General features: G+C 59.0%; 20 protein-coding genes and 1 tRNA gene. 9 read left to right on the forward strand and 12 right to left on the reverse strand.

Annotation, left to right across the window (positions count from 1 at the left end):
* A partial coding sequence (locus QUV11_RS06360; protein ID WP_300881132.1) for a hypothetical protein occupies positions 1–680 on the reverse strand: 680 nt, incomplete at its 3' end.
* A gap of 247 nt (positions 681–927) precedes the next feature.
* Here QUV11_RS06360 and hsdR point away from each other — a divergent pair.
* From hsdR to QUV11_RS06385, 5 genes are read left to right on the forward strand one after another with little or no spacing between them, the layout of a single operon-like run.
* Entirely contained in the window at positions 928–3,396 is a 2,469-nt protein-coding gene (hsdR, locus tag QUV11_RS06365; RefSeq protein ID WP_300881133.1) for an EcoAI/FtnUII family type I restriction enzme subunit R, read from the forward strand.
* 3 nt (positions 3,397–3,399) lie between these two features.
* Positions 3,400–4,857, forward strand: coding sequence for a class I SAM-dependent DNA methyltransferase (locus QUV11_RS06370; protein WP_300881134.1), 1,458 nt, complete (start codon positions 3,400–3,402; stop codon positions 4,855–4,857).
* Positions 4,854–6,560 carry a restriction endonuclease subunit S gene (locus QUV11_RS06375; RefSeq protein WP_300881135.1) on the forward strand — a complete coding sequence of 569 codons (1,707 nt, stop codon included), beginning with the start codon at positions 4,854–4,856 and terminating at the stop codon, positions 6,558–6,560. The genes QUV11_RS06370 and QUV11_RS06375 overlap by 4 nt, the downstream gene beginning before the upstream one ends.
* Before the next feature lie 12 nt (positions 6,561–6,572).
* Positions 6,573–7,697, forward strand: coding sequence for a hypothetical protein (locus tag QUV11_RS06380; protein WP_300881136.1), 1,125 nt, complete (start codon positions 6,573–6,575; stop codon positions 7,695–7,697).
* Between the two features lie 59 nt (positions 7,698–7,756).
* A complete protein-coding gene (locus QUV11_RS06385; protein ID WP_300881137.1) occupies positions 7,757–8,275 on the forward strand; it encodes a hypothetical protein in 519 nt (172 codons plus the stop codon).
* A gap of 111 nt (positions 8,276–8,386) precedes the next feature.
* On the opposite strand, the gene QUV11_RS06390 is transcribed toward QUV11_RS06385, so the two are convergent.
* Positions 8,387–9,496 carry a hypothetical protein gene (locus tag QUV11_RS06390; protein WP_300881138.1) on the reverse strand — a complete coding sequence of 370 codons (1,110 nt, stop codon included), beginning with the start codon at positions 9,494–9,496 and terminating at the stop codon, positions 8,387–8,389.
* Positions 9,497–9,620: 124 nt separating this feature from the next.
* Positions 9,621–10,700, reverse strand: a complete 1,080-nt coding sequence (locus tag QUV11_RS06395; RefSeq protein ID WP_300881139.1) for a hypothetical protein — start codon at positions 10,698–10,700, stop codon at positions 9,621–9,623.
* 76 nt (positions 10,701–10,776) lie between these two features.
* Here QUV11_RS06395 and QUV11_RS06400 point away from each other — a divergent pair, with 76 nt between their 5' ends.
* Positions 10,777–11,184 carry a helix-turn-helix transcriptional regulator gene (locus QUV11_RS06400; RefSeq protein ID WP_300881140.1) on the forward strand — a complete coding sequence of 136 codons (408 nt, stop codon included), beginning with the start codon at positions 10,777–10,779 and terminating at the stop codon, positions 11,182–11,184.
* A gap of 331 nt (positions 11,185–11,515) precedes the next feature.
* Here QUV11_RS06400 and QUV11_RS06405 read toward each other — a convergent pair whose 3' ends face one another.
* From QUV11_RS06405 to QUV11_RS06420, 4 genes are all read right to left on the reverse strand, one after another.
* Positions 11,516–12,202, reverse strand: coding sequence for a recombinase family protein (locus QUV11_RS06405; RefSeq protein WP_300881141.1), 687 nt, complete (start codon positions 12,200–12,202; stop codon positions 11,516–11,518).
* A 139-nt stretch (positions 12,203–12,341) separates the two neighbouring features.
* Positions 12,342–13,406, reverse strand: a complete 1,065-nt coding sequence (locus tag QUV11_RS06410; RefSeq protein ID WP_300881142.1) for a hypothetical protein — start codon at positions 13,404–13,406, stop codon at positions 12,342–12,344.
* A gap of 230 nt (positions 13,407–13,636) precedes the next feature.
* A complete protein-coding gene (locus QUV11_RS06415) occupies positions 13,637–15,370 on the reverse strand; it encodes a DUF6538 domain-containing protein (protein WP_367279845.1) in 1,734 nt (577 codons plus the stop codon).
* Between the two features lie 92 nt (positions 15,371–15,462).
* Positions 15,463–15,539: transfer RNA gene (locus tag QUV11_RS06420), tRNA-Arg, on the reverse strand.
* Between the two features lie 69 nt (positions 15,540–15,608).
* Between QUV11_RS06420 and QUV11_RS06425 the strand changes: the two genes are divergently transcribed.
* Entirely contained in the window at positions 15,609–16,376 is a 768-nt protein-coding gene (locus QUV11_RS06425; RefSeq protein WP_300881144.1) for a queuosine precursor transporter, read from the forward strand.
* Between the two features lie 24 nt (positions 16,377–16,400).
* On the opposite strand, the gene QUV11_RS06430 is transcribed toward QUV11_RS06425, so the two are convergent.
* Positions 16,401–16,589: a PspC domain-containing protein gene (locus QUV11_RS06430; RefSeq protein WP_300881145.1), complete on the reverse strand. Its 189-nt coding sequence runs from the start codon at positions 16,587–16,589 to the stop codon at positions 16,401–16,403.
* A 44-nt stretch (positions 16,590–16,633) separates the two neighbouring features.
* Positions 16,634–16,762: a hypothetical protein gene (locus tag QUV11_RS06435; protein WP_300881146.1), complete on the reverse strand. Its 129-nt coding sequence runs from the start codon at positions 16,760–16,762 to the stop codon at positions 16,634–16,636.
* A 255-nt stretch (positions 16,763–17,017) separates the two neighbouring features.
* Here QUV11_RS06435 and recF point away from each other — a divergent pair, with 255 nt between their 5' ends.
* Positions 17,018–18,103 carry a DNA replication/repair protein RecF gene (gene recF / locus QUV11_RS06440; protein WP_300881147.1) on the forward strand — a complete coding sequence of 362 codons (1,086 nt, stop codon included), beginning with the start codon at positions 17,018–17,020 and terminating at the stop codon, positions 18,101–18,103.
* 260 nt (positions 18,104–18,363) lie between these two features.
* On the opposite strand, the gene QUV11_RS06445 is transcribed toward recF, so the two are convergent.
* Complete coding sequence (locus QUV11_RS06445; RefSeq protein WP_082382143.1) at positions 18,364–18,573, reverse strand: hypothetical protein; 210 nt, start codon at positions 18,571–18,573, stop codon at positions 18,364–18,366.
* A gap of 181 nt (positions 18,574–18,754) precedes the next feature.
* Between QUV11_RS06445 and QUV11_RS06450 the strand changes: the two genes are divergently transcribed.
* Positions 18,755–18,961 (forward strand): hypothetical protein, encoded by a 207-nt coding sequence (locus QUV11_RS06450; protein WP_300881149.1) that lies wholly within the window; start codon positions 18,755–18,757, stop codon positions 18,959–18,961.
* 65 nt (positions 18,962–19,026) lie between these two features.
* Here QUV11_RS06450 and QUV11_RS06455 read toward each other — a convergent pair whose 3' ends face one another.
* The gene (locus QUV11_RS06455; RefSeq protein WP_300881150.1) at positions 19,027–21,339 is read right to left on the reverse strand and encodes an ATP-dependent helicase; all 2,313 of its coding nucleotides are present in this window, start codon (positions 21,337–21,339) and stop codon (positions 19,027–19,029) included.
* Positions 21,340–21,578: 239 nt separating this feature from the next.
* Complete coding sequence (locus QUV11_RS06460; RefSeq protein ID WP_300881151.1) at positions 21,579–22,820, reverse strand: DUF2254 domain-containing protein; 1,242 nt, start codon at positions 22,818–22,820, stop codon at positions 21,579–21,581.
* Positions 22,821–22,855 lie beyond the last annotated feature (35 nt).

The following is a 22,855-nucleotide window of genomic DNA, read 5'->3' on the forward strand; positions in this document are numbered from 1 at the left end:
TAGTCAGGTTGCTCCCTGTTCAACGCAAATGTGACCAGGCCGACCCCATGAATGCTGCAAAGAGATTTGAGCCGGCTCATATCGTCGCTGCTCGTAGAATTTGGGATCACGATATAGCTCTTGTGCGAGAACAAACGGTAAGCAACTGCTTGGCCAAACGCCACAACCGGCTGGCTAGGAACCGCTTTGATCTCAGCGGTGACGATCTGCGGTTCAAACTTGAATATATCCTGCGCTCGGGGCTTCAGAACACCAATGACGTCCGGAGTACCCCATTTTCCGCCAAGGCTGCTGCCACCCAGCGCAGAAGCCACCGTGGCCTCATCGTTTTCCTCCAGCCACTCCGCAAAGCTCTGGTAGAAGTCCTGCTCCGTCAGCGTTTCAGCCGCTGGTGTGTCTGACCGGACGGGAGCAGAAATGACTTCAGCCTCGTGAACATTTGCAATCGCATTATCGGCCACCACATATTTTGCTAGCTGATATGTGCCGCGCGCGACCTTTACAATGTCGCTCGTTCGCGTTGTGAGCAAATTGTGAATGCCGCCATGCACACTGTTGTGGGGCGTATCAGGCGCCCGCGCTTCGACCGCGCGCAGCAGGTCAACCCATCGGATACCCTGGGGATGGTCAGCTAACACCTGTAATGCCTGCTCATGAATTTGCTGCCGGTTCAATTTCATTGACCGCCCCTCCAACCTTTCAAGTTTGAACGTCCGCGCTACATCGCTCTTGGCCGTAACAGCAGGTGAAGTCATAGGGTATCGAAGAATGCATAGGTGTCCCGAGACTGGTCCGTGCCTAGGCCGTGCCTAGGCCGTGCCGCCTAGCTGCAAGCTGCACATTCGCCCCATCTCGCTGATTTTTGTCCTCGCAGACTGGCTTTGATGTGGATCAAGCTATAGTCATTGTACCGAAGGACAAGATCCAATGATCAACAAGAAGCCTCTGAGCGAACGAGATATCTGCACAAAATTTATCACTCCAGCCCTTAAGAAGGCTGGCTGGGATGAAATGACGCAGATCAGGGAGGAGGTTAGCTTTACCAAGGGTCGCATCATAGTGCGCGGTAAGATGGTGCACCGTGGCAAGGCTAAGCGCGCTGACTATGTTCTTTACTACAAGCCCAACATTCCACTCGCGATCATCGAGGCGAAGGAAAATGGGCAGAGCATCGGGGCAGGCATTCAGCAAGCACTCGAGTACGCGGAAACCTTGGACATACCATTCGTCTTTGCCTCAAACGGCGATGGCTTCGTTTTCCATGATCGCACTGGCACGGGCGATGCTGTCGAAACCAACCTCAGCCTTGATGCCTTCCCGTCACCTGACGAACTATGGGGCAGATATGCTAAATGGAAGGGTCTGACACCCAGGGGCGAGGAGATCGTCCTCGAAGATTATTACGACGATGGTATTGGAAAACAGCCTCGTTATTATCAGGTCAACGCAGTCAATGCGGCCATGGAAGCCATAGCCAAGGGTCAAAACCGCGTACTGCTTGTCATGGCCACCGGCACTGGCAAGACCTACACGGCGTTCCAAATCATCTGGCGGTTGTGGAAGGGCGGGCACAAAAAACGTGTACTGTTCCTCGCTGATCGCAACATTCTGATCGATCAGACCATGGTCAACGATTTCCGCCCATTTGGCCCAGCCATGGCAAAACTGTCTGCCAACGCAAAAACCATTGAGCGGGCGGATGGTAGCAAGATCGACCTGACCCTCGCAATGGACAAAAAGCGGCGCGTCGATACCGCTTACGAGATTTATCTGGGGCTGTATCAGGCGATCACCGGCCCAGAAGAGCAAAAAAAACTGTTCAAGGAGTTCTCGCCCGGCTTTTTCGACCTGATCGTGATCGACGAATGCCACCGTGGCAGCGCCGCCGATGATAGCGCATGGCGCGAAATCCTTCAACATTTCACCGATGCAACGCAGATCGGGCTAACCGCCACGCCCAAGGAGACGACCTACGCCTCCAATATCGATTACTTCGGCAAGCCCGCTTACAGCTACACCCTGAAGCAAGGCATCCGCGATGGCTTCCTCGCGCCATACAAGGTCATCAAGGTTCACATCGACCGTGATGTTGAAGGGTATAGGCCTGAAAAGGGTCAGGTAGACCGCGACGGCATCGAGATTGAAGACCGTATCTACAATGCTAAGGATTTTGACCGGACCTTAGTGCTGGATGATCGAACCAGGCTCGTGGCCAAAAAGGTTACAGAATTCCTCAGGGCCAGCGGCGACCGATACCAGAAAACCATCGTGTTTTGCGTCGATCAGGAACACGCTGCTCGTATGCGGCAGGCGCTCATCAACGAGAATGCTGACCTGTTTGCCGAAAATTCCCGCTATGTCATGCGCATCACCGGCGATGATCCAGAAGGACAGGCGCAGCTTGGCAACTTCATTGATCCGGAAAGCCGCTACCCTGTGCTCGTCACCACTTCCCGGCTGCTATCGACCGGCGTTGACGCACAAACGTGTCGCCTGATCGTGCTCGACCGCGACGTAGGCTCGATGACTGAGTTCAAGCAGATTGTCGGGCGCGGCACACGGGTGCATGAGGACACTCGCAAGTATTTCTTCACGTTGATGGATTTTCGCGGGGCGACGAACCACTTTGCCGATCCCGATTTTGACGGCGAACCCGTCCAGATTTACGCACCTGGACCGGACGATCCAGTGATACCCCCCGATGGGGGGGACACTATCTCCGGCGCGGATGAAGATGACAATCAGACCAGCGAAAACGGTGAGGCCGGTGGAGATGCAGTTTTGATTGATGATGGCAACGACATCACCATCGCCGGGGACGCCGGTAAAAAAGGCAAAATCTATGTCGATGGAGTGCCAGTGGTCATCGTTGCCGAGCGGGTCGAATATCTGGACGAAAGCGGCAAACTTGTCACTGAAAGCCTGCGCGACTTTACCAAAAAGGCCTTACGCAAGCACTTCGCCAGCTTGGATGAATTCCTCAATCGTTGGAATTGTGCCGAACGCAAACAAGCCCTGATTGATGAATTGAGCGCCGAAGGGTTAGAACTGGCTGTGATTGCTGACGAGCTAGGCAAAGACCTAGACCCGTTCGACCTCATCTGCCACATCGCCTTTGACCGCAAGCCGCTGACCCGCCGCGAACGCGCGGACAATGTCCAAAAACGCGACGTTTTCGGCAAATATGGCGAGCAGGCCCGCGCCGTGCTCGATGCCCTGCTGACCAAGTATGCCGATGAAGGAATGCTCAATCTCGATGATACCAACGTGCTGCGTATTCCACCCTTGAATACGCTGGGCACCCCCGTACAGCTCATCATGGCCTTTGGCGGGAAGGCTGGCTTCGAAGATGCCGTCCATGCCTTGCAAAACGAACTATATCAGGAAGTTGCTTAATTCATGTCGGTCCGCACTCTCGTCAAATCCATTCAGGACATCATGCGCAAAGACAGCGGCGTCGATGGTGACGCCCAGCGCATTAGCCAGCTTTGCTGGCTGTTCTTCCTTAAAATCATAGACGATCAGGATCAGGAACTGGAACTGATGCGCGACGGCTATCAGTCGCCCGTGCCCGAGCAATTCCAGTGGCGTACATGGGCCGCCAACCCTGAAGGCCTGACCGGCGAGGCGCTGCTTGCCTTTGTCAATGAGGAGCTGTTCCCGGCGCTGAAAGACCTCAAGCCCACGGGCCTGCCCGGTGATCGCCGCCGCGTGGTGCGTGATGTCTTCGAGGATGCATACAGCTATATGAAATCCGGTCACCTGCTGCGGCAGGTGGTCAACAAGATCAACAACGTCGATTTCAATAACCTTTCCGAACGCCAGCACTTCGGCGACGTTTACGAGACGCTGCTCAACGACCTGCAATCCGCTGGCAACGCCGGGGAATACTATACTCCCCGTGCAGTCACCGCCTTCATGGTTGACCGTATCGACCCCAAGCCGGGCGAGATCATTTTTGATCCATCGTGCGGCACTGGCGGCTTCCTCACTTGCGCCATGAAGCATATGCGCGACCGCTATGTGAAGCGGCCCGAGGACGAGGTATTGATGCAGGCTTCATTCCGCGCCGTGGAGAAGAAGCCTCTCCCGCACATGCTCTGCGTCACCAACATGCTGCTGCATGGCGTGGAAGACCCCAGCTTCGTACGCCACGATAACACACTGGCCCGACCCTATATCTCTTGGGAGCAAAAGGACCGCGTTGATGTAATCCTCACTAATCCGCCGTTCGGCGGCAAGGAAGAGGACGGCATCGAAAGCAATTTCCCGCAGCATTTCCGCACCCGTGAAACGGCCGACCTGTTCCTGGCCCTGTTCATTCGCTTGCTTCGCAAGGGTGGTGTCGCGGCTATCGTGTTGCCGGATGGCAGCCTGTTTGGCGAAGGCGTGAAGACCCGACTGAAGGAGGCGCTGCTCGAGGAGTGCAACCTCCACACCATTGTTCGCCTGCCCAACTCCGTGTTCAAGCCCTACGCCTCCATCGGCACCAATCTGCTGTTTTTTGAAAAAGGCGAGCCGACCAAGGACATCTGGTTTTATGAACATCAGGTGCCGGACGGGCAAAAGGCCTATTCGATGACGAGACCCATCCGGCAGGAGCATTTCGCACCCTGCGTCCATTGGTGGGGCGGCGGCGAGCGCAAGGGGCGCGAGGAAGGGCCGCAGGCGTGGAAGGTCGGTATCGATCAGGTAAAGGCGCGCGGCTATAACCTCGACTTCAAGAACCCGCACAGCGTCGTTGCCGATCTTGGGGCGCCCTCCGAATTGCTGGCGGCGCTGGACATGGCGGAAGCAAAAACGGCGGACCTACGTGATAAACTGAAAGCCATTTTGGCCGAGGCGCTGGCGCGATGAACGCTGCGCTGTTGCTGGAACACTATGCGCGGATCGCGGATGCGCCCGATGCCATCGCCCGGATGCGGCGGTTCGTACTGGACCTCGCCGTGCGCGGAAAGTTGGTGGAACAGGATGCATCGGAAGAACCGGCATCGAAATTGCTCCAAGCATTTGAAAGCGAGCGGGCAATACGAGTTGCTCGTAAGGAAATGCGCAAACGTAAAGGGCTGGAACTCGGTAGTGAAATTCCGTTTGAGGTTCCTTCTAGTTGGCTGTGGTTGCCACTTGGTGAAACCGGTCACATTTTTTCTGGCAGCAGCATAAACGAAGTCACGCGCGAACGGTTTTCACGTGCAGAAGATGGCCGACCTTTTATCGCGACGAAGGATGTGGGCTATGGTTTCGACCAACTAGCTTACAGCAATGGGCTTCTCGTCCCCACGTCTGAGGAACGCTTTAAGACCGCGCGTCCAAATACGCCGCTAATCTGTGCTGAAGGTGGTAGCGCAGGTCGCAAAATTGGCCTGTGCGACAGGGAAATTTGCTTCGGCAATAAGCTGATCGCAAACGAGTTATGGGGCCAAATTGCACCTAGATACGTCTTGTGTGTCTACCTTAGCGGTTTCTTCTACGATCAATTCTGCTCTCGGATGACTGGAGTAATCGGCGGCATCTCCCTCAATCGGTTCCTTCAACTGCCTTTCCCTTTGCCACCGCACAACGAGCAACACCGCATTGTTACCAAAGTCGATGAGTTGATGGCGCTGTGCGATCAGCTTGAAGCGGCACGAGCTGCGCGCGAAGCGGCGCGTGACACGTTCACGCTGTCCACCCTTGCTCGGCTCAACACCCCCGACCCTGAAATGTTCGTGGCCGACGCTCGCTTCACGCTGGCCAACCTCGCCCCACTTACCACCCGCGCGGACCAGATTAAGCAACTTCGCCAAACCATCCTCAACCTTGCCGTTCTTGGCAAACTTGCCGAGCAAGATCCCGCTGACGAAATTGCAGATGTGCCACCACTTCGGCAGTTTTCCGCTGCCAGCAGTATTGACCCTGCCGTTTTCGAAAAGTTTAGCAAAACGATTTCGTTGCCGGGGGGATGGCAGGTCGCGCCGCTTGCACAGCTATCAGCATATATTGTCGATTGCCCCCACACGACGCCAAAATGGAAAGAACAGGGCGAAATCTGCATCCGGACGAACCAGCTTCGCCCCGGTGCTCTGGACTTGTCGGCTCCACGTTACGTCAGTCCGGAAGAGTATGTTGAACGCATCGAGAGGCTAGAACCACTCGTGGATGACATTCTCTATAGTCGGGAAGGAGGCATTCTGGGCATAGCGTGTCTTATACCGCCCGGGATCCGGCTGTGCCTCGGTCAACGCTTGATGCTTATTCGCGCGGGAGCTGAAACACGCCCGGACTTTCTCGAATTAGTCCTGAATTCACCCTTTATCACCTCAATAGCAAAAGCTTGCACAACGGGGGGTGCAGCTCCTCGGGTCAACATGTCGACAGTCCGCGCTTATCCGATCCCGCTGCCTCCGCTTGCTGAGCAGCACCGAATTGTCGTTAAAGTCTATGAATTGATGGCGGTGTGCGATGAGCTTGAAGCCGGCATCACAACTGGCGAACACACACGCTCTCGCTTGTTGGAAGCAATCTTGCGTCAATCGTTGAAAACTGACACGGACCGAGATGAAGGCCCATCGAATGCGTAAAGGAAGCACATTTTGAAGCACTCCGATTTCGTCGGCCGGGTAACCGTCGATATTGCCACTCGCATGGTGGGTGACCAAGAGGACATCTACATCGTGCAACCGGGGCGGCGGTACTGGCTATACGAACATTTCAGGCGGTCGAGGCATATTTTTCTTGAGTTTCCCGGCCTGGACCTCGAGTTTTCAAGCCCTGCGCCAGATGACCGAGTGCTTCGACAAATGGTTGTTCGCTCAGTGGCCATTTCAGACTGGCTCCAAGATGACAAGACCGGCCCTCAACCCGCTGATGATCTGAACGCCTACATAGGCAAGGACAAGCGCAAGCGTCTCGGTCGGTATGTGGGAGCGATCAAGCGGCTCTATTGGGATATGGAGCCCGGAACTATAATCGTTGTGCCGGGGCCAAACTACTATGACGAAGTGCTGATCGGCGAAATTGTCGGGAAGCCAAAAATGCTTCGAAACGAAGCTATTTATCCCGGCTATGCGACGCCTGCTCGAAAGATTGAATGGCTACGGTCCAAACCACGTGCCGCCTTTTCCCGAGACGTCCGAGAAAAGTTCGGCACCCCAAACCCCATCATGCAGCTTGACCGCAGTTTAAGGAAGGAAATCCTGCGAGCCGGATACGACCAGTACGCCTTTGAGAATGAGTTTACAGCTCGGCTGAATACCTCTGAAGATGAATTCTCAAGCCTCGATGATTACAACATCCAGACGTTTGTGAACTACGTTAGCGGTGTGTTGCTCGCGCTCGAGGGTGGCCAGACCACCGAGATAAGTTTCTTGGATGCGATCGATCGCCTACGCAGGGATCCGGACGCAGCGCCTGAGTTGAAGCTGAACATAAACTCAATCGGCTTTCAGCGGTTGATCGACCAAACCGTTAAACCTCTGGTCATTGCTGCATTGCTATCGGCAGCTTTATCTGCGAATGCGGGTGCGCAGCTGGCTCCTCCAACCATCGCCATCTCCAACACTGTGGCAGCAGGTGGGGACGAATGCACGATTATGGTGTCCGAGAAGGTCGAGGGTGCATTGAAGCTAATGAGACTTCAAGACTGGAAAATGGTATGCGAAGCTGCCCGAGACGCGCATAATGCGACCGGCCTTTCGACAACCATGCGTGCCGAGTAGGAGAGTTGATCGCTGTGTCTGCTACCGGTGCCAGTCCTGCAAGCCCCCGCCGCCACAGCATGAAGGCGAAGAATTGGTTTGCGCCAATAGTCTCAGCCGTGGGCGTGAGCGCCCTCGGTCTGATCGGGCAGTACTTCGTATTCTCTTATCAAACCCAGCAGACGCAGCGCTCCGCAATGGTGATGCAGTTCGTCGACGTGTCTCAACAATTCGATCGTAACGTTGCCGAATTCATGGGGCCATTTCTGGATGGAAAAGCCAGCGATGCGCAGCGGGAGGCGCTTCGAAAGAACATTCAGGATCAATTTTTGGCACTTGAACAATCAGAAGGCATTTTGCCAGCAGCCGAAGAAAGGCGCGCCAAGGCCTACAGGGACGCTCTGGTTGACGTAAATTTCCAGCTCGGTAGGAACGAACGAGCGCCCAAAGCTCGCGCGCTGGTGCAGGCAATCGCAAATGCACGTGAGGCAAATGTTTGCGTTACCTTTTTCATGAAGGACGAGGTTGGCTTGAGCGTGTCGGATGCCGATGCAGAGTATTGCAACAGTAGCCGTAAACCTCACCTCGAGCCGCTGTGATCAACACTAGCGGGGACATTAGATTAAGCTGCCAAGCAGGTCCGCTAGGCCGATTAACCTTATTGGCGAGCTAAATCGCCCACCTTCTGACCAAGTCAGCCAGTTTTGAGGTTACTGGCTAGCGCTCGAGGTAGAAAGGTACCTAGGCCGCACCTTTGCGATTTGACTGCCCTTATCTTGGCAATGGCGAAGAATTGCGGGGAGATGGTGGCCAAGGGTTGCAACGGCTGGCAACCAACGGCTCGGATGACGCAAAAGCTCAGCTTTATCCCAGGCTATTCGCTTCACCGTTGTCCCTCCCTCGATCAGAAATAGAACGTCGCCGACAATCCGGGGCCAAACTGATTTCGCTATTCCAGCTTGTGCGAGTAAGTGCTGCAATTCCTGATCCCCAGCAATGATGGCCCGGCTGATCTGGTTGCCCGTCCGCGTGAACTGGTCCAGCGCATAACCAGGGACGCCTTCAATGAGCTGGACGGCCACCATGGGGTCATCCTTCACGAGCTGTGTTCCGCCAGCTTGTGACCACGCTTGCCAGACCAACGGCAGCAGCAACGCCATCGGGTTTCTGGATACCCTCCATGCCTGCTTGCAGGTGGCGACCACATGGGAAAAGCTGCCCGCCTCAGCCATGACCTCGAAGACAGCTGCTGGGTCGGAATGCGGCTGGCCTTCTGCCAGCCCGCCCCCAACTGCCAAGGCGGCTATGCCGCGATCAACCAGTGGCAACGTGCTGTCCGCCATCGCCGCCGTCAGCGTGGACATGCTGGCGTCAAGTGCCCACTCCCGCACGGGCTCAAGCGCAGGGTCGTTGCTTGCTCGTAGCAGCAAATCACAGGCAGCCTGACAATGGTTGCTGTCGGCCATCTGCCGGACAAGCTCGGCCATCACCGACCAGTCCCCACCCATGCTGATACGCCATGACCTATCGCGCTGGGCTCCGACGATCTGCGCCAGCAAATCAACATTGGCAACGCCGACATCTTCAACGGCGATGATCACCAGATGACGCCAAATCGCCCGGGGGTCATGTCCATACAGATTGGCCAGGGCGCGTTGAGCAAGGGCCACTTCCCCGCGCCGGATGGCCTTTTGGAACGCACTTCGGGCAATCCACCGGTCACATGGGAGGGGGTCGGCTAGTGGGGTGGGATCACCTCTAATCCCGTCGGCAAGATCGAGCAGGAAATAGTCAAACAGGGCAGCATCGGGAAACATCATCGTGACCTCCATATCGGGAGGCCGCAGGACTTCTGCCCCGTCATTAACGATAGAGAGGTGGCACCCTCTGTGAAGTTAATTGCGCAACCTCAGCCGGTCTTTGTGCAATTAACTTCAGCATAGGTCAGTCAGTGGCCGTGACAAATCCAGTTCCATCCCATCTGGCCACCGCACGATCAGATGGCGGCTGGAGATCGTAATACAGGCTATCACCGATTTGCGGGTTCCAGCGATATTCTACACGGCGAAACCTGAGCCGGTTTACGACGGGAGCTAGCACCGTTTGGGTATCTTCGACATTAGCATTGCGAACGAACATACCACCAACGAGCTTTAATGTGGTCCCGCTAACAGTCACCCTGACATCTCGCCTGAACAGTTTTTCATCCAATGCCTCGGAATACCGCCGCCGCATTGCAGGAAGCAGACTGGCTTGCTTGCTGCCCAGCTCTTGCATCAGCTGGGATCGCAGCAGTTTCTGCTTCGGGCTCAGTTCTAGGTCTGCTCCATCCTCCACGTTTACAACCAACCCATCAATCTGGGTTAGAAGCTTTCCGAATGCTTCATCGTCGGCCGGCGGTGCATCTGGCAACGCGCCAACCTCGGGCAACCAATATGTCTCGATCCGCTCTGCATACGCTGACGCCGGATCTTGCATCACAGGCGGGGGCGGTGTCTTCGTGAGCGCCGCTGCCGCTTTGGATTGGTCGGGACTATTCGCCGGTGCCTTGCTCGCATCAATCGCTGTCAGCAGAGCATCGATCTCGCGATCTTTGTCGCGGCTAACACTAAATTTTGTCAGGGCCATCCGTGCAGCGGTCGCGTTACCTTTCGCCAAGTGAGCTTTGGCGTCCGTGATCGCAGCTTCTCGCAGCGCGGCTTGCTCGCTTGCCGACGGCTTGAAGGGCTCTGCTATCGCTAAAGATATCGGTATCAACAGCGCACCGAAGATCAGGGGCACGATGCTAGGACGAACAAGCGGATAGCGGACACGGAGCCGTCGCAAAACAGGAGGCAGAAGCAAAGCACCCCCGGCCATGTAAAGGGCTCCAGCTACCCGGTCGTTAAGCCAGCTTTGCGGGGATATTGCCCCAGCCAGCCCGAGCAAGATCACGCCCGCCGAGAAAATCCAGCAGAACAAAACCTTTAGATTGGCTCCCGTGGATTGGCCGTCTGATTGCCTGGGCGCGACACTCGTCGTCATACTTTTCTCCGCACTACACTTCATACTTCCGGCAAAAAGCGTAGCGGGATGACGGACTTCCGCAAGTAGAAGTCGGATGGAGACCGTTTTCGCAATTCTGGTTCGTGTTGTCGAGCGCCGCCCTCTCCTATGCCGGGTGCAGGAGCAGGTGATGGACCTTCGTAAGCGCGTCGGAATTTTGGTTGCCAGTCATCGGCGGACGCGTGGCCTTACCCAGCAGCGCCTTGCTGAGCTGACGGGCATGTCTCCCGACATGATCTCCCGCATCGAAACAGGCGGGACTGGATTACGCTTTCCCACAATCGAGAAGCTGGCAGAGGCACTGCAGGTGGATCCCGCGCAGCTGTTCATTGTCGATCCTGCCCCAGGCCGCGACATGCGGCGTCCGCTTGTCGAACTGACAGTGAGGCTTTCGGCTCTGTCGGACAGCGATCTGGCGTGGGTGGCCGATTTGCTGACGTCGGCGTTGAAGACGCGCCGATAGACGTGGCTGCGCCATCGCCGCCAGCTGCGCACCTACAAGCGGTCGGACCGCCTTTGCAGATAAGATGCAAGCTCGCTGCAGTTAACTTCACGGCTGGCTCAGCTCAGACGCGCGGCCAGCACAATCACACTGGCGTGAAGTTAACTGCACTTTTCGGGGATCGAGGCGCTGGCATTCGCTTCTTGTCGCCCTTCATAATTGTCCCCATTTTCGCTTCAAAACTGGCTTTTGCGTTTTGCGTCTAAGCAGCCACGCAAGATAGGCAGCATTAGACCTATTTTTTGGCAGATTTCCTAGCGTTTCAGGCAATCGCCATGATGAATTTAGACCATCATAGAGCATCGGTCGCCCCCTGGTTTTGTTTCATTGCTGCCGTTCGCAGGCCAAGGCGTTGAATTACCTTCTGCGCCGTCTGGGCTGTCCACTGCTGTCCCTCTCGGGTGCAGTAGTTTTTCATGTTCAGATGGGCTGCCACATCCTTCAAGGTTGCGTTGCCGCTGTCGATTGCCTCTTCGATGGTGCTGCGCATGCTTTCGGCAAAATTCTGTGCTTCCGCCCGGCGGCTGGCGGCCAGGACCTTCCCATTCTGGCCAAGAATGACCCCGCGCGCCTTTGCAGCGGCCAACGCTGCCTTGGTGCGGGCAGCTATCTGATCGCGTTCGTATTCCGCAAACACCGCGAGCATCTGGAGCATAACCTTCGTGGCAGCCGGATTGTCAGCAGCGACAAACTCAACGCCGCTGTCGATCAGCGACGACACGAAAGTGACGGATCGCGCCAGTCGATCCAGGCGAGCGATCAGCAGCACTGCCTTTTCTTTCCGGCACTGTGCAATTGATTGCAGCAAAATCGGTCTGGTGGCTGACCTGCCCGTCTCGACCTCCACGTGCTCTGCCAAGAGATAACCGCCGACATTTTCGACATATCGCCGCACCGCCTCCCGCTGGGCTTCGATCCCAAGGCCAAACGCGCCTTGGCGATCAGTGGATACTCGGAGGTACGAAACAAAGGATGTCATGGGCCGCTTCACGGATAAATGGTGGTTTGTCCGTGAAACGATATGACCTGACCGGCATCAACAAAGGGAAATCGGCTTTGCACTACCGAATTTACCCACCCCGTGCAGTTAACTGCATACTCGGCCAGCTGCAAACCGGCTATCCCTTGGCCCCCGCCAGTACTATCCAATCGCCTAGCCCGGTGTAGTTCAGGCCATCCTGCCATCGATCCCAACAATCCGGGTGGACAAGGTCGCCGGGGCAGGTGGAATAGGTTTTTCGAAAGTTGAGCCCGACGCCACCCGGCCATTTGTGCTGGGCTGTCCTCACGCCGCCGCCGAATGCCGCGAGGCAGAATGCAAGCCAGTCCTGCGGCTTCTGCTGGCTGGCAGCAAGACTTGCTGCGTAGGCCACATGTGTTCCGGCGAAAAGATTGCTTAGGTTCGCCAAGCTAGACAGCGCTGGCCTCTTCGATGGCGTCTTGTTGGTCCATTTTTTGGTCGTTTCCACACGGGTTACCGGACAACCGGCGTATGGTGGTTCGAGCAAAAGCTGCTTAAAATAGTCTCGGCGTTCATACAGTTTGAGGCGGAATGGGCCGGTCGTTTTTGTAGAGAGCGATTTGGGGGGCTCTTTCAGGAGCTTACGTTTTTCGTAAAGATACAAGCTTTCCGGCTCCCCGTGGTCTCCGACGTAGACCAATCGTTTGCCGGGCTTCTTGATACGGGAGATAACATCAATCGGTCGGATGCCGACAAGATCAATTGCGGCATCAACACGAGATACCCGAAAATCTGGCAGGACCTTCTCGAAAACAAGAGGTAGGGCTTCTTCGACTGCTGCAGTTAACTGCACGAGACCGTGCGGAGAGGCCTTACTCACCGAAAACTCCAACCGAACAGTCCATATCCCATAATCTTGGCCTGGCCTTCTCGTTAGGGTCAGATGGGCGCGATGCAGTGGCTCTACCGAATTGTACGCTATCCAAAAATCAGCCTTCGCGTGCTCCCCTGCGACAACATACGGCTTGGGGACAAGGAGCGTCTCCTTTTTGGTGACTTCGATGAATTCCTGCAGCTGTTTATCCACCCCCTTGTAGATCTTTTTTGCTCCTCCCCCCGTCGAAGATGGATTTGCCAGATGCTCATTTCTGACTTCTGCGATCAGAGCTATCGTGTCAGGAAACGGTACTGTCACCAGGATAGTACGGTCTCCGTACTCCATACTCTGGGCTATCAGATCACTCGGTGGGTATGGCTCAGGCTTCTCCGGGGGGCTTGTTAGAGAGTGAACTTTCGGCCCTGAGGAAATTGATACGGCCATAGACACCAGCTGGGGTTCTGCGTGGCTTGCCAGTCATCTGATCCGCCGCTTTCGAAACGGTGCACGGACAAGAGCTTCCATGTCAACCCCGACCGTTTGTCAGCTCGATCATTCGCACGGGATTGGCATCGTTACCAATGGACCTTTTTGTTCCATGGCCCTCCCAGCAGGTGGAGGAGATCGAACCCATAATCTAGCTTTTCAAGGGTTTTCAGTTTTCTGGTCAGCGGCTGATCACCGCCATACTGTCCAGTCATGGTATCGGGCGCGTGGCCAACCAGGGCACCGATGTCTTCGTTCGTCGCTCCGTTGGTCCGCAAACACGCCACGACGGTATGTCGCCACACATGGGTAGACCGGCCAGGCAGCCAAAGATCGAACTTCTTGGTGTAGTGCGACCAGAACTTCGTCATCCCGTCGCTGATCTTGCCACGCGTTCCAAGCCGGAACTCCCGGAAGAGGCGATCCTTGGGGTACCGGCTACCACGCAGAGTTACAAATTCTTGGAGCCCGAGCTGCAACAGGACTGGATGCAACGGCAAATCGCGAACCGATGCATTGTTCTTGGTTTGCTTGGTATCCTTACCGCTGCCGTCTTCCCGGCGCACCTTCAAGTGGGGCACCGGATGGTCAAACATGAAATCGGTCGGCAATAGCTGAGATAGCTCGCCAGCCCGAAGGCCAGTCAGCGGCATGATCACTCCTGCCCACCAACGCCCCTCGCGCCGGATGCAAGAGCCGGGTGTGGCCAGCCGGTGGTTGGAAAGATATCCCGCATACAGCGGCGTCTTGAACAGACGCTGCAACTCGTCCGGCGAATAAGGTTTAGGGGTGCTCGGTTGCTCTCCCTTTTTCGGTTTGAGAATGAGCCCTTCGGCCGGGTTGGTCTTAACCTCGTCGAACTCCGAGTGCGCCCAATTGAAGAAGGCGCTAACTGATCGCCAATACTTGGTTGATGTGGCCGATTTGATCTGTCGGTCAGTGATCGAAGTCAGCCTTTCGCTGAATGGCCTTCCTTGGCCCCGCAGCGCCCTATCCATCCGGCATATATCATCCCGAAACTTTCGGGCGTCCGCTCTGGTGACCGAGTTGATGTCTTGATCATGCCCCAGAACTTCCAGCATCCATTGGAGAACGCGCCCGACCTCATCAACGTGGGAGAGCCCAAGCTGCCGCTGGTGCATATGCCGCGTGTACTCTCTTACCAAATCAGCCAGTGATGGACCGGCGGTTTCAGATTGATTTTGAGGGCTGGCTGCAACCGATGATGTCGGCTGCTGGGATTGCGAGAATAACAGATCATCGCCGCTGAATGGGGCGGTCGGCTTAAGCAGAAGATGTTTTAGCAACTGCAGCTTTTCCCGCTCGGCACGTGCCGCCAGCTTGAGTGCATATCCCTTTAGCTCGGCTGGCAGCTCAGCGAATGTCGATCCAAGCTCCTCCGAAAGAAGGCCAGCTTCGTTGTGAACGAGTGGATCGAACTCATTGCTGACCAGCTGAAAATCTAGTTGCCTTATACGGTCATCGCTCATCTCGATGTTGTAGGCGACCTCTTGATCGACATAGTCCGGATCGAAGCCACGCGGCACGTCAACGGCTTTGGCGAGCTGACCAAAATATCGCCGGGCAGCATTTTCGAGATCGGCGCGGGTCGGGTTTGGCATCTTGCTCAATGTCTCGATCAGCGCCGCAAACCAGTACGTTGCGGCAAGGCACCTACGACGGGCTTCGGCAGGCTCGCGAGTGTGCAGCGACCGGCTCAACTCGGCAATAGCCAATGCTGAAGCCAGTTTCTCCGGCAGCCGACAGCGGAAATGGTAGGTTGCACCTCGCCGGATCAGGTGTCGTGGACGCCTACCTGACATGACGATGTGGTATAGTAATGTGGGAACAAAGATAGACGCGGCCCATCCTGGAAATCATAACATGTTGAAATGTTTTGATATTCTGGGAATTTTGGCGCGCCCTACAGGAGTCGAACCTGTGGCCTCAAGATTAGAAGTCTCGCGCTCTATCCAGCTGAGCTAAGGGCGCGCACCGATTGATATGGGGCGCAATAGCGGGCTTTGCATGGGCGTGTAAACCGCGATATGGCGATGCTCGATGCAGCCCGCCCGCCCCGCCTCCGCCGGTCCCGATCCCACAGGTTCAGCCCTGCCCTTAGGCAGCGGCTTCGACCCTGCCACGCACCGCTTCCGCTATTACGACTTCGTCATGGCGGCGTTCGTTACGGTGCTCTTGCTGTCCAACGTGATCGGCGCGGCCAAGCCGACGTTCATCACCATCGGCGGCGAGCAATGGATCTATGGCGCGGGCATCCTGTTTTTCCCGCTGGGCTATGTGATCGGCGACGTGCTGACCGAGATCTATGGCTATGCCCGGGCGCGCCGCGTGATCTGGGCCGGCTTTGGCGCGCTTTTGTTCATGGCGTTCATGAGCTGGGTGGTCGTCAGCCTGCCGCCCGCGCAAGGCTGGGACGGACAGGCGGCGTATGAATCGGTGTTCGGCCAGGTGCCGCGCATCGTGTTCGCCTCGATCATCGCCTTCTGGGCGGGCGAGTTCGTCAACAGCTATGTCATGGCGCGGATGAAGGTGTGGACCTCAGGGAAAATGCTGTGGACCCGGACGATCGGCTCGACGATCGTCGGCCAAGGCGTCGACAGCCTGATCTTCTATCCGCTCGCCTTCTGGGGCGTCTGGGAAACCGGGCAAGTCATCACCGTGATGATCACCAACTGGCTGCTGAAAGTCACCTGGGAGGCGGTGCTGACCCCGGTGACCTATCTGGCTGTCGGCTGGCTGAAGCGGCGCGAGGGCGTCGATGTGTTCGATACCGCCACCGATTTCACCCCGTTCAGCACGAAAGTCTGAACTGCGGGGCGGCTGCCGCCCCTCTCACCGGTCCGAGGCGACCAGGCCGATGATCAGATAGATCAGCACCGGTGCGCCGACCCCGAACAGGGCAGCCAGCACGAAGGCAATGCGGATCAGATTGCTATCCCAGTCGAAATAGTTGGCGATGCCCGAGCACACGCCCATCAGCTTGCCGTTGGACTTGTCGAGATGGAACGAGCGGTTGGTCATGATGGCTTTCCCTTAAAAGCGGATGGAAGGACTGAAAGGATGGATCAGGCGATGATCACCGCCATGGTGCCGATTTCTGCCGGACCTACGCTCAGGCCGATGAAAAGTGCCGAGGCCGCGAAAGCGCAGACGGCGGCGAGAAGGTTGCTGTTGAGGTTCGAAAGCGAGAACATGATGAAGGTCCTTTCTGGTGTTGGGGTCCCTCGGGAGTGTCCGTCGGGAGATGCCAGAAGCATTGCACGGGGCGTGCCAGTTTGAAGAAGCCCACCAAATCAGTAGCTTTTACGCGAAGTGACAAATCTTGCCCAAAGCTGAATGCGAAGTTTTGGGAATATTCACGATAAATTGGCGAGTGACCTCCCGGCCCATCGCAAACCGAAGCGATTTTGCGCGCGATCGCCCTGACTTGCGGCTATAGCCTAGCCCACATGGCGCTCTCCAACCTGTCCCTCAGCCAGTTTCGCAACCACGAAGCCAGCCGCATCGCGGCGGGCGCGCGGTTCAACGTCATCTGGGGCGACAACGGTGCGGGCAAGACCAACATCCTCGAAGCCATATCGCTGCTCGCCCCCGGGCGCGGGATGCGCCGCGCCAGCATCGACCAGATGGCGCGCCAGCAGGGACCCGGCGGCTTTGCGATCTCGGCGAGCCTTGCCGGCGAAGAGGTCAAGATCGGCACCGGCACCAACGCCGACGCGCCCTCACGGCGGCTGGTGCGGGTCAACGGCGCCGCGGCAGCGGCGACGGGACTGGCCGACTGGCTGGCGGTGGTGTGGCTCACCCCGGCAATGGACCGACTGTTCCTGGAAGGCGCGGGCGGCAGGCGGCGGTTCCTTGACCGGCTGGTGCTGGCGCTGCACCCCGCGCACGCGCGCCACGCCGCACGCTACGAGGCCGCGATGCGCGAGCGCAACCGGCTGCTGGGCGAAACCCGTGCGATCGATCCGGGCTGGATCGATGCGCTTGAGGCGCGGATGGCCGAGCACGGCGGCGCGATCGCCGAGGCGCGCGCCGATACGCTCGAAGCACTCGAGGTGCAGATCGATGCGCTCGCCGATGGTCCGTTCGCGCAGCCCACGCTGGCGCTCGAGCGCAAGGGCCCGGTCGAGGCGGATGCGCTCGCCGCTGCGCTGCGAGCAGGCCGTGCGCGCGATCGGGCCGCAGGGCGAGCGCTTGCGGGCCCCCACCGCGACGACCTCATCGTCACCATGCGGCAGAAAGCCCAGCCAGCGGCTTTGTGTTCGACCGGCGAGCAGAAGGCGATGCTGATCGCGATCATCCTCGCGCATGCCGATCTGGTCGCCACGCGCCGTGGCAGCCGCCTGATCCTGCTGCTCGACGAAATCGCCGCGCACCTCGACCCTGTGCGCAGAGCCGCGCTGTACGAACAGCTTGCCGATCGCTCCGGCCAGGTGTGGATGACCGGCACAGACGCATCGCTGTTCGAGGCGGTGCCACTGGCGGGACGGGCCGACTGGAGCGTCAGCGGCGGGGTGGTGAACGCGGTGGGCTGAGGGCGGTCCGTAACCCGCCCCGCTCTTTCGAGCTGGCCCCACACCCGCTCAGCCTGAGCGGAATAAGGCGTGGTCAGACTTTACCGAAACACGCCTGCCGTCCCGCCGTTTCCGTCATCCCGGGCTTGACCCGGGACCCAGCGTTTCCGGGCAAGCGGCAATCAAGGATGGCCCTGGGCCCCGGATCAAGTCCGGGGTGACGAGGAGGGGCTGCGGTGGGGAATTTCCTCAATTCCTCAATTCCTCACTCAACCCACCCCTCAGTGAATCGTGCCAATACTCTGGTCGATCGTCATGATCACCAGCAGCCGTTCGATCTGGCGCCAATGGCAGAAGTGGATGTGGTTGCCGCGCGCGCGGGCGGCTTCGGCGCGGTCGGAGGCTTCGAGGCCGGCGGTCTCGCCGAAGCGCGAGAGCAGCATGCAGGCGTCGTCATAGGCTTCGCGGGTTCCGATATAAGGCAGGTTCATGGCCGCTTGTGTGTTCCTGTGTACAACCGCCCCCCCTGCTGGTTGCGGTTCGAACAGGGATAACGCGCGGGCGTGCAAGAAGGCTCAACCGGCTTGGTAAATACAGCGTTAGTGTTTTGCGGTGGCGCTCCGCCTCACTTCGCGTTGGCAAATCGGAGCCAGCCGTGGCAAGGGCTGGGCCATGCAGAACGATACGCGCAAAACCCCTGCCCGCCCGGACGATCGCCCCCCCGTACGCGGTGGCGGCGTGTTCATGGCCTTGGGGACGTTGGTTGGAACCGTGGTCGGCGGACTGATGGGCCAGCCCTCGATCGGCTTTCTGGCAGGCCTGGGCGGCGGCTTCGCGCTGCACGGGGCATTGTGGTACATGGACAGCCGCAAACGCTGAGGGCTGGGTCCGCGCCGCCTACCCTCGTCATTCCCGCGCACGCGGGGGTGACGGTCAACGAACGATCACGCCAGCGAGATAAAGCTGTCGATCACCCGCTTGCGGCCCGCGCTTTCGAAATCGATCTCGAGCTTGTTGCCTTCCTTCTCCGCGACCAGCCCGTAACCGAATTTCTGGTGGAAGACGCGGGTGCCGATATCGACATCGCTGCGCCCGGCATTGCCCAGGCTGATCGCGCTGGTGCGCGCCTCGGCGACACGCTGCGGGGTGGTGTTGAACCCGCCAGGCGTCTGCGCCGCGCGCTGCCAGCCGGGGCCGCGCCGCGCCGCGCGTTCGGGATCGCGCGCCAGATGCGCGAACGGATCGTCGCGCTCTGACAGCCCCGCCCGCCACAGCGACGCGCCGCCGGTCAGCGAGCTTTCCTCATCGATATGCTCGGCCGGCAGCTCGCCGATGAAGCGCGAGGGGATCGAGCTGGTCCACTGACCATAGATGCGCCGGTTGGCCGCGTGCATGATCGTGCACGTGCTGCGCGCGCGCGTAATTGCCACGTACGCGAGGCGGCGTTCTTCCTCGAGGCTGGCGAGCCCGCCCTCGTCGAGCGAACGCTGCGAGGGAAAAACTCCCTCCTCCCATCCGGCGAGGAAGACATGCTCGAATTCGAGCCCCTTGGCGCCATGGATGGTCATCATCGTGACCTTGGCCTCGTCTGCCGAGGCCTCGTTGTCCATCACCAGGCTGACATGCTCGAGGAAATCGCCGAGGCTTTCATACTCTTCCATCGCGCGCGCGAGTTCGGAGAGGTTCTCGAGCCGTCCCGATGCCTCGACCGACTTTTCCGCCTGAAGCACCTGGGTATAGCCTGATTCGTCCATGATCTGGCGCACGAGGTCAGCAGGGTTCATCGTCGACAGCAGATCGCGCCAGCGGGCGATGCCGCGCATCAGGCTGGTGAGCGAGGTACGCGCACGCGCGGGCAGTTCGTCGCTGTCGAGGATCTGGAACGCTGCGGCGCTCAGCGGCAGCCCGGTGGCGCGCGCCAGCCGGTGCACCTTTTCCAGCGCCTTGTCGCCCAGGCCGCGCTTGGGGGTGTTGAAGATCCGCTCGAACGCCAGGTCATCTGCGGGCTGGTTGACGACGCGCAAGTAAGCCAGCGCATCGCGGATTTCGGCGCGCTCATAGAAGCGGAAACCCCCAACGATGCGATACGGCATGCCGATGGCGATGAACCGGTCCTCGAACTCGCGAGTCTGGAACGAGGCGCGCACCAGGATCGCGGTCTTGTCGAGGCTGGTGCCTTGCCGCGTGATCCGCTCGAGCTCCTCGCCGGTGCGCCGCGCCTCTTCGAGCCCGTCCCATACGCCGAGCACGCGCACCTTGTCGCCCGCATCGACCTCGGTCCACAAGGTCTTGCCCAGCCGGTCGCTGTTAGAGGCGATCAGGCCCGAAGCCGCGCCCAGGATATGCGGGGTCGAACGGTAGTTCTGCTCGAGCCGGATGGTCCGTGCGCCGGGAAAATCCTTTTCGAACCGCAGGATGTTCGCGACCTCGGCGCCGCGCCAGGAATAGATCGACTGGTCGTCATCGCCTACGCAGCAGATATTCTTGCGCGCCTGCGCGAGCAGCCGCAGCCACAGATACTGGCTAGAATTGGTGTCCTGATATTCGTCGACCAGGATGTACTTGAACCTTTGCTGGTATTGCTCGAGCACCGCGCGGTCGGTCTTGAGCAATGTCAGCATGTGCAGCAGCAGGTCGCCGAAGTCGCAGGCATTCAGTGCCTTCAGCCGGTCCTGATAGGCGGTGTAGAGCTCCTGCCCCCGCCCGTTGGCGTAGAGCTCGCTCTCGGCGGCATCGAGCTCGGGCGGATTGAGCCCCTTGTTCTTCCAGCGGTCGATGCAACCTGCGAGCTGGCGCGCGGGCCAGCGTTTGTCGTCGATGTCGGCGGCCTGGATCAATTGCTTGAGCAGACGCAACTGGTCGTCGGTGTCGATGATCGTGAAATTGCTCTGCAGCCCGACCAGTTCGGCGTGGCGGCGCAGCATCTTGGCGCCGATCGAGTGGAAGGTGCCCAGCCAGGGCATGCCCTCGACCGCATCGCCGATGATCCGCCCGACGCGCTCGCGCATCTCGCGCGCGGCCTTGTTGGTGAAGGTCACCGCGAGGATCTCGGACGGCCAGGCGCGGCGCGTCGCGATCAGGTGCGCCAGCCGCGCGGTCAGCGCGGCGGTCTTGCCCGTGCCCGCGCCCGCCAGCACCAGCACCGGCCCTTCGGACGACAGCACCGCCTCGCGCTGCAGCGTGTTGAGCCCCTGCAGATAGGCGGGGTCCTGCGGCGATGGCGGCGGAAATTCGGATGCGGGGGCGAGACTGTTCACCAACGAACGTTTAGGGAACGCAGGCGCCCGGGGCAAGGGGGGAGGTGGCGGGATCGCTCAGCCGAAAATCCTCCCCGAGCTCGCCTCGGGGAGGGGGACCGCCGCAGGCGGTGGAGGGGAAGCGATTTGGCACAGCGATCAATCGGAGCACTATCCCGCTTCCCCTCCACCCCCCGCTGCGCGGGCGGTCCCCCTCCCCCAGCAAGCTGGGGGAGGATTTGAGTCGCTAGCAAACGCCATCACTTGAGAACAAACCGCTCCAGCGTCTCGACATCCCCAGGCAGCGCCAGCCCGATCTTCGCGCGTTCGAACGCCTCGTGCGACATCGCCCGCGCCGCCGCACCGAAGTGCGCCGGATCATGCGCGGCGAGCGACTGCAGCGCCTTTTGCAGGCGGATCTGGACCTCGAGCTGGCCTGCGCCGTCGCGCGCGATCCAGCGGAAGGCATCGCCAACCAGCTCCTCGACGCGAACCGGCGGCACATGCAGCCGCGGGCAGGTCGCGCTGGCTACCGTCTTGCGTGCTTCGCTGCTCCATTGTGCCAGCACCCGAAGCGCTGTCCCCAGCACATCGATGGCGGTCCCGGGATCGTTGATCCCGGCGGACAGCGCCTTGGACGCGGTTTCGGACAGCACAATCAGGCAATAGCGCGGATCGGCCTCGAAGGTGCGTTCGCCGCCGATGACGAAGGCATTGCGCACCGAGCGAACGGTATCCTCGTCCAGCGCCTTGGATGTCTTGAGCAGGATGGTGGTCGAATCGACATAGGTGCCGGGGCGGACAGCGAGATAGATGTCCATGTCTTGCTCAGCGGTCAGCGCCGCAAACACCTGATCGTCGATCGCCTGAACGAAGCCAAACCGCGCCGCGCGCAACGGAACGCCCAGGTCCGGCATCGCTTCGAGCGCCACTCCGCCCAATAACGGCCTGTGCGCGAGTTCGGCAAACGCCTTGTCAGCCGCGCCTTCCAGCAGGTCGACCACTTCGGAGACGTCCCCGAGATTGCTCAGCCGTCCGATCCAGCGGAGCAGCGCATAGATCACCGAGACGATCACCAGGCAGGTCGTCATGAACAGGATGACGCGCGCGGGCGGGCCGTAATAGCTGGTAGACAGCCCCACGGTGCCCACGATCGAGAAGATGAACCCGCCGATGAACACCGAAATGGCGTTCTGCGCGGTGCGGTCCTGCATCATCAACGGACGCGCGCGCGGTGTCGCGGCAGAGGCCGCCGCCTGCAGCGAGGAGACCATGATGCCCAGCGAGAAGATCGCCACCGCCAGCAGCGTGTTGGCGAGCACGCCGAGCAGGTCATCGACGCCATCCAGCCCGATCAGCTCGTTGAATTCATCGGGCAGCAGCACCGCCGCTGCCGGCGCGAGCAGCAGAACCGCCACCGCCAGCACCGCATAGGCGGCGGGCGTGAACCACAAGGAGCGGACTATTCGCAGCGCGATCAGTCGGGCATGGGGCATGTTCATGGCCGTTGCTCCCCTGTGTGCGGACCATGGGCCTG

Source organism: Blastomonas sp. (assembly GCF_030373265.1).
Lineage (GTDB): Bacteria > Pseudomonadota > Alphaproteobacteria > Sphingomonadales > Sphingomonadaceae > Blastomonas.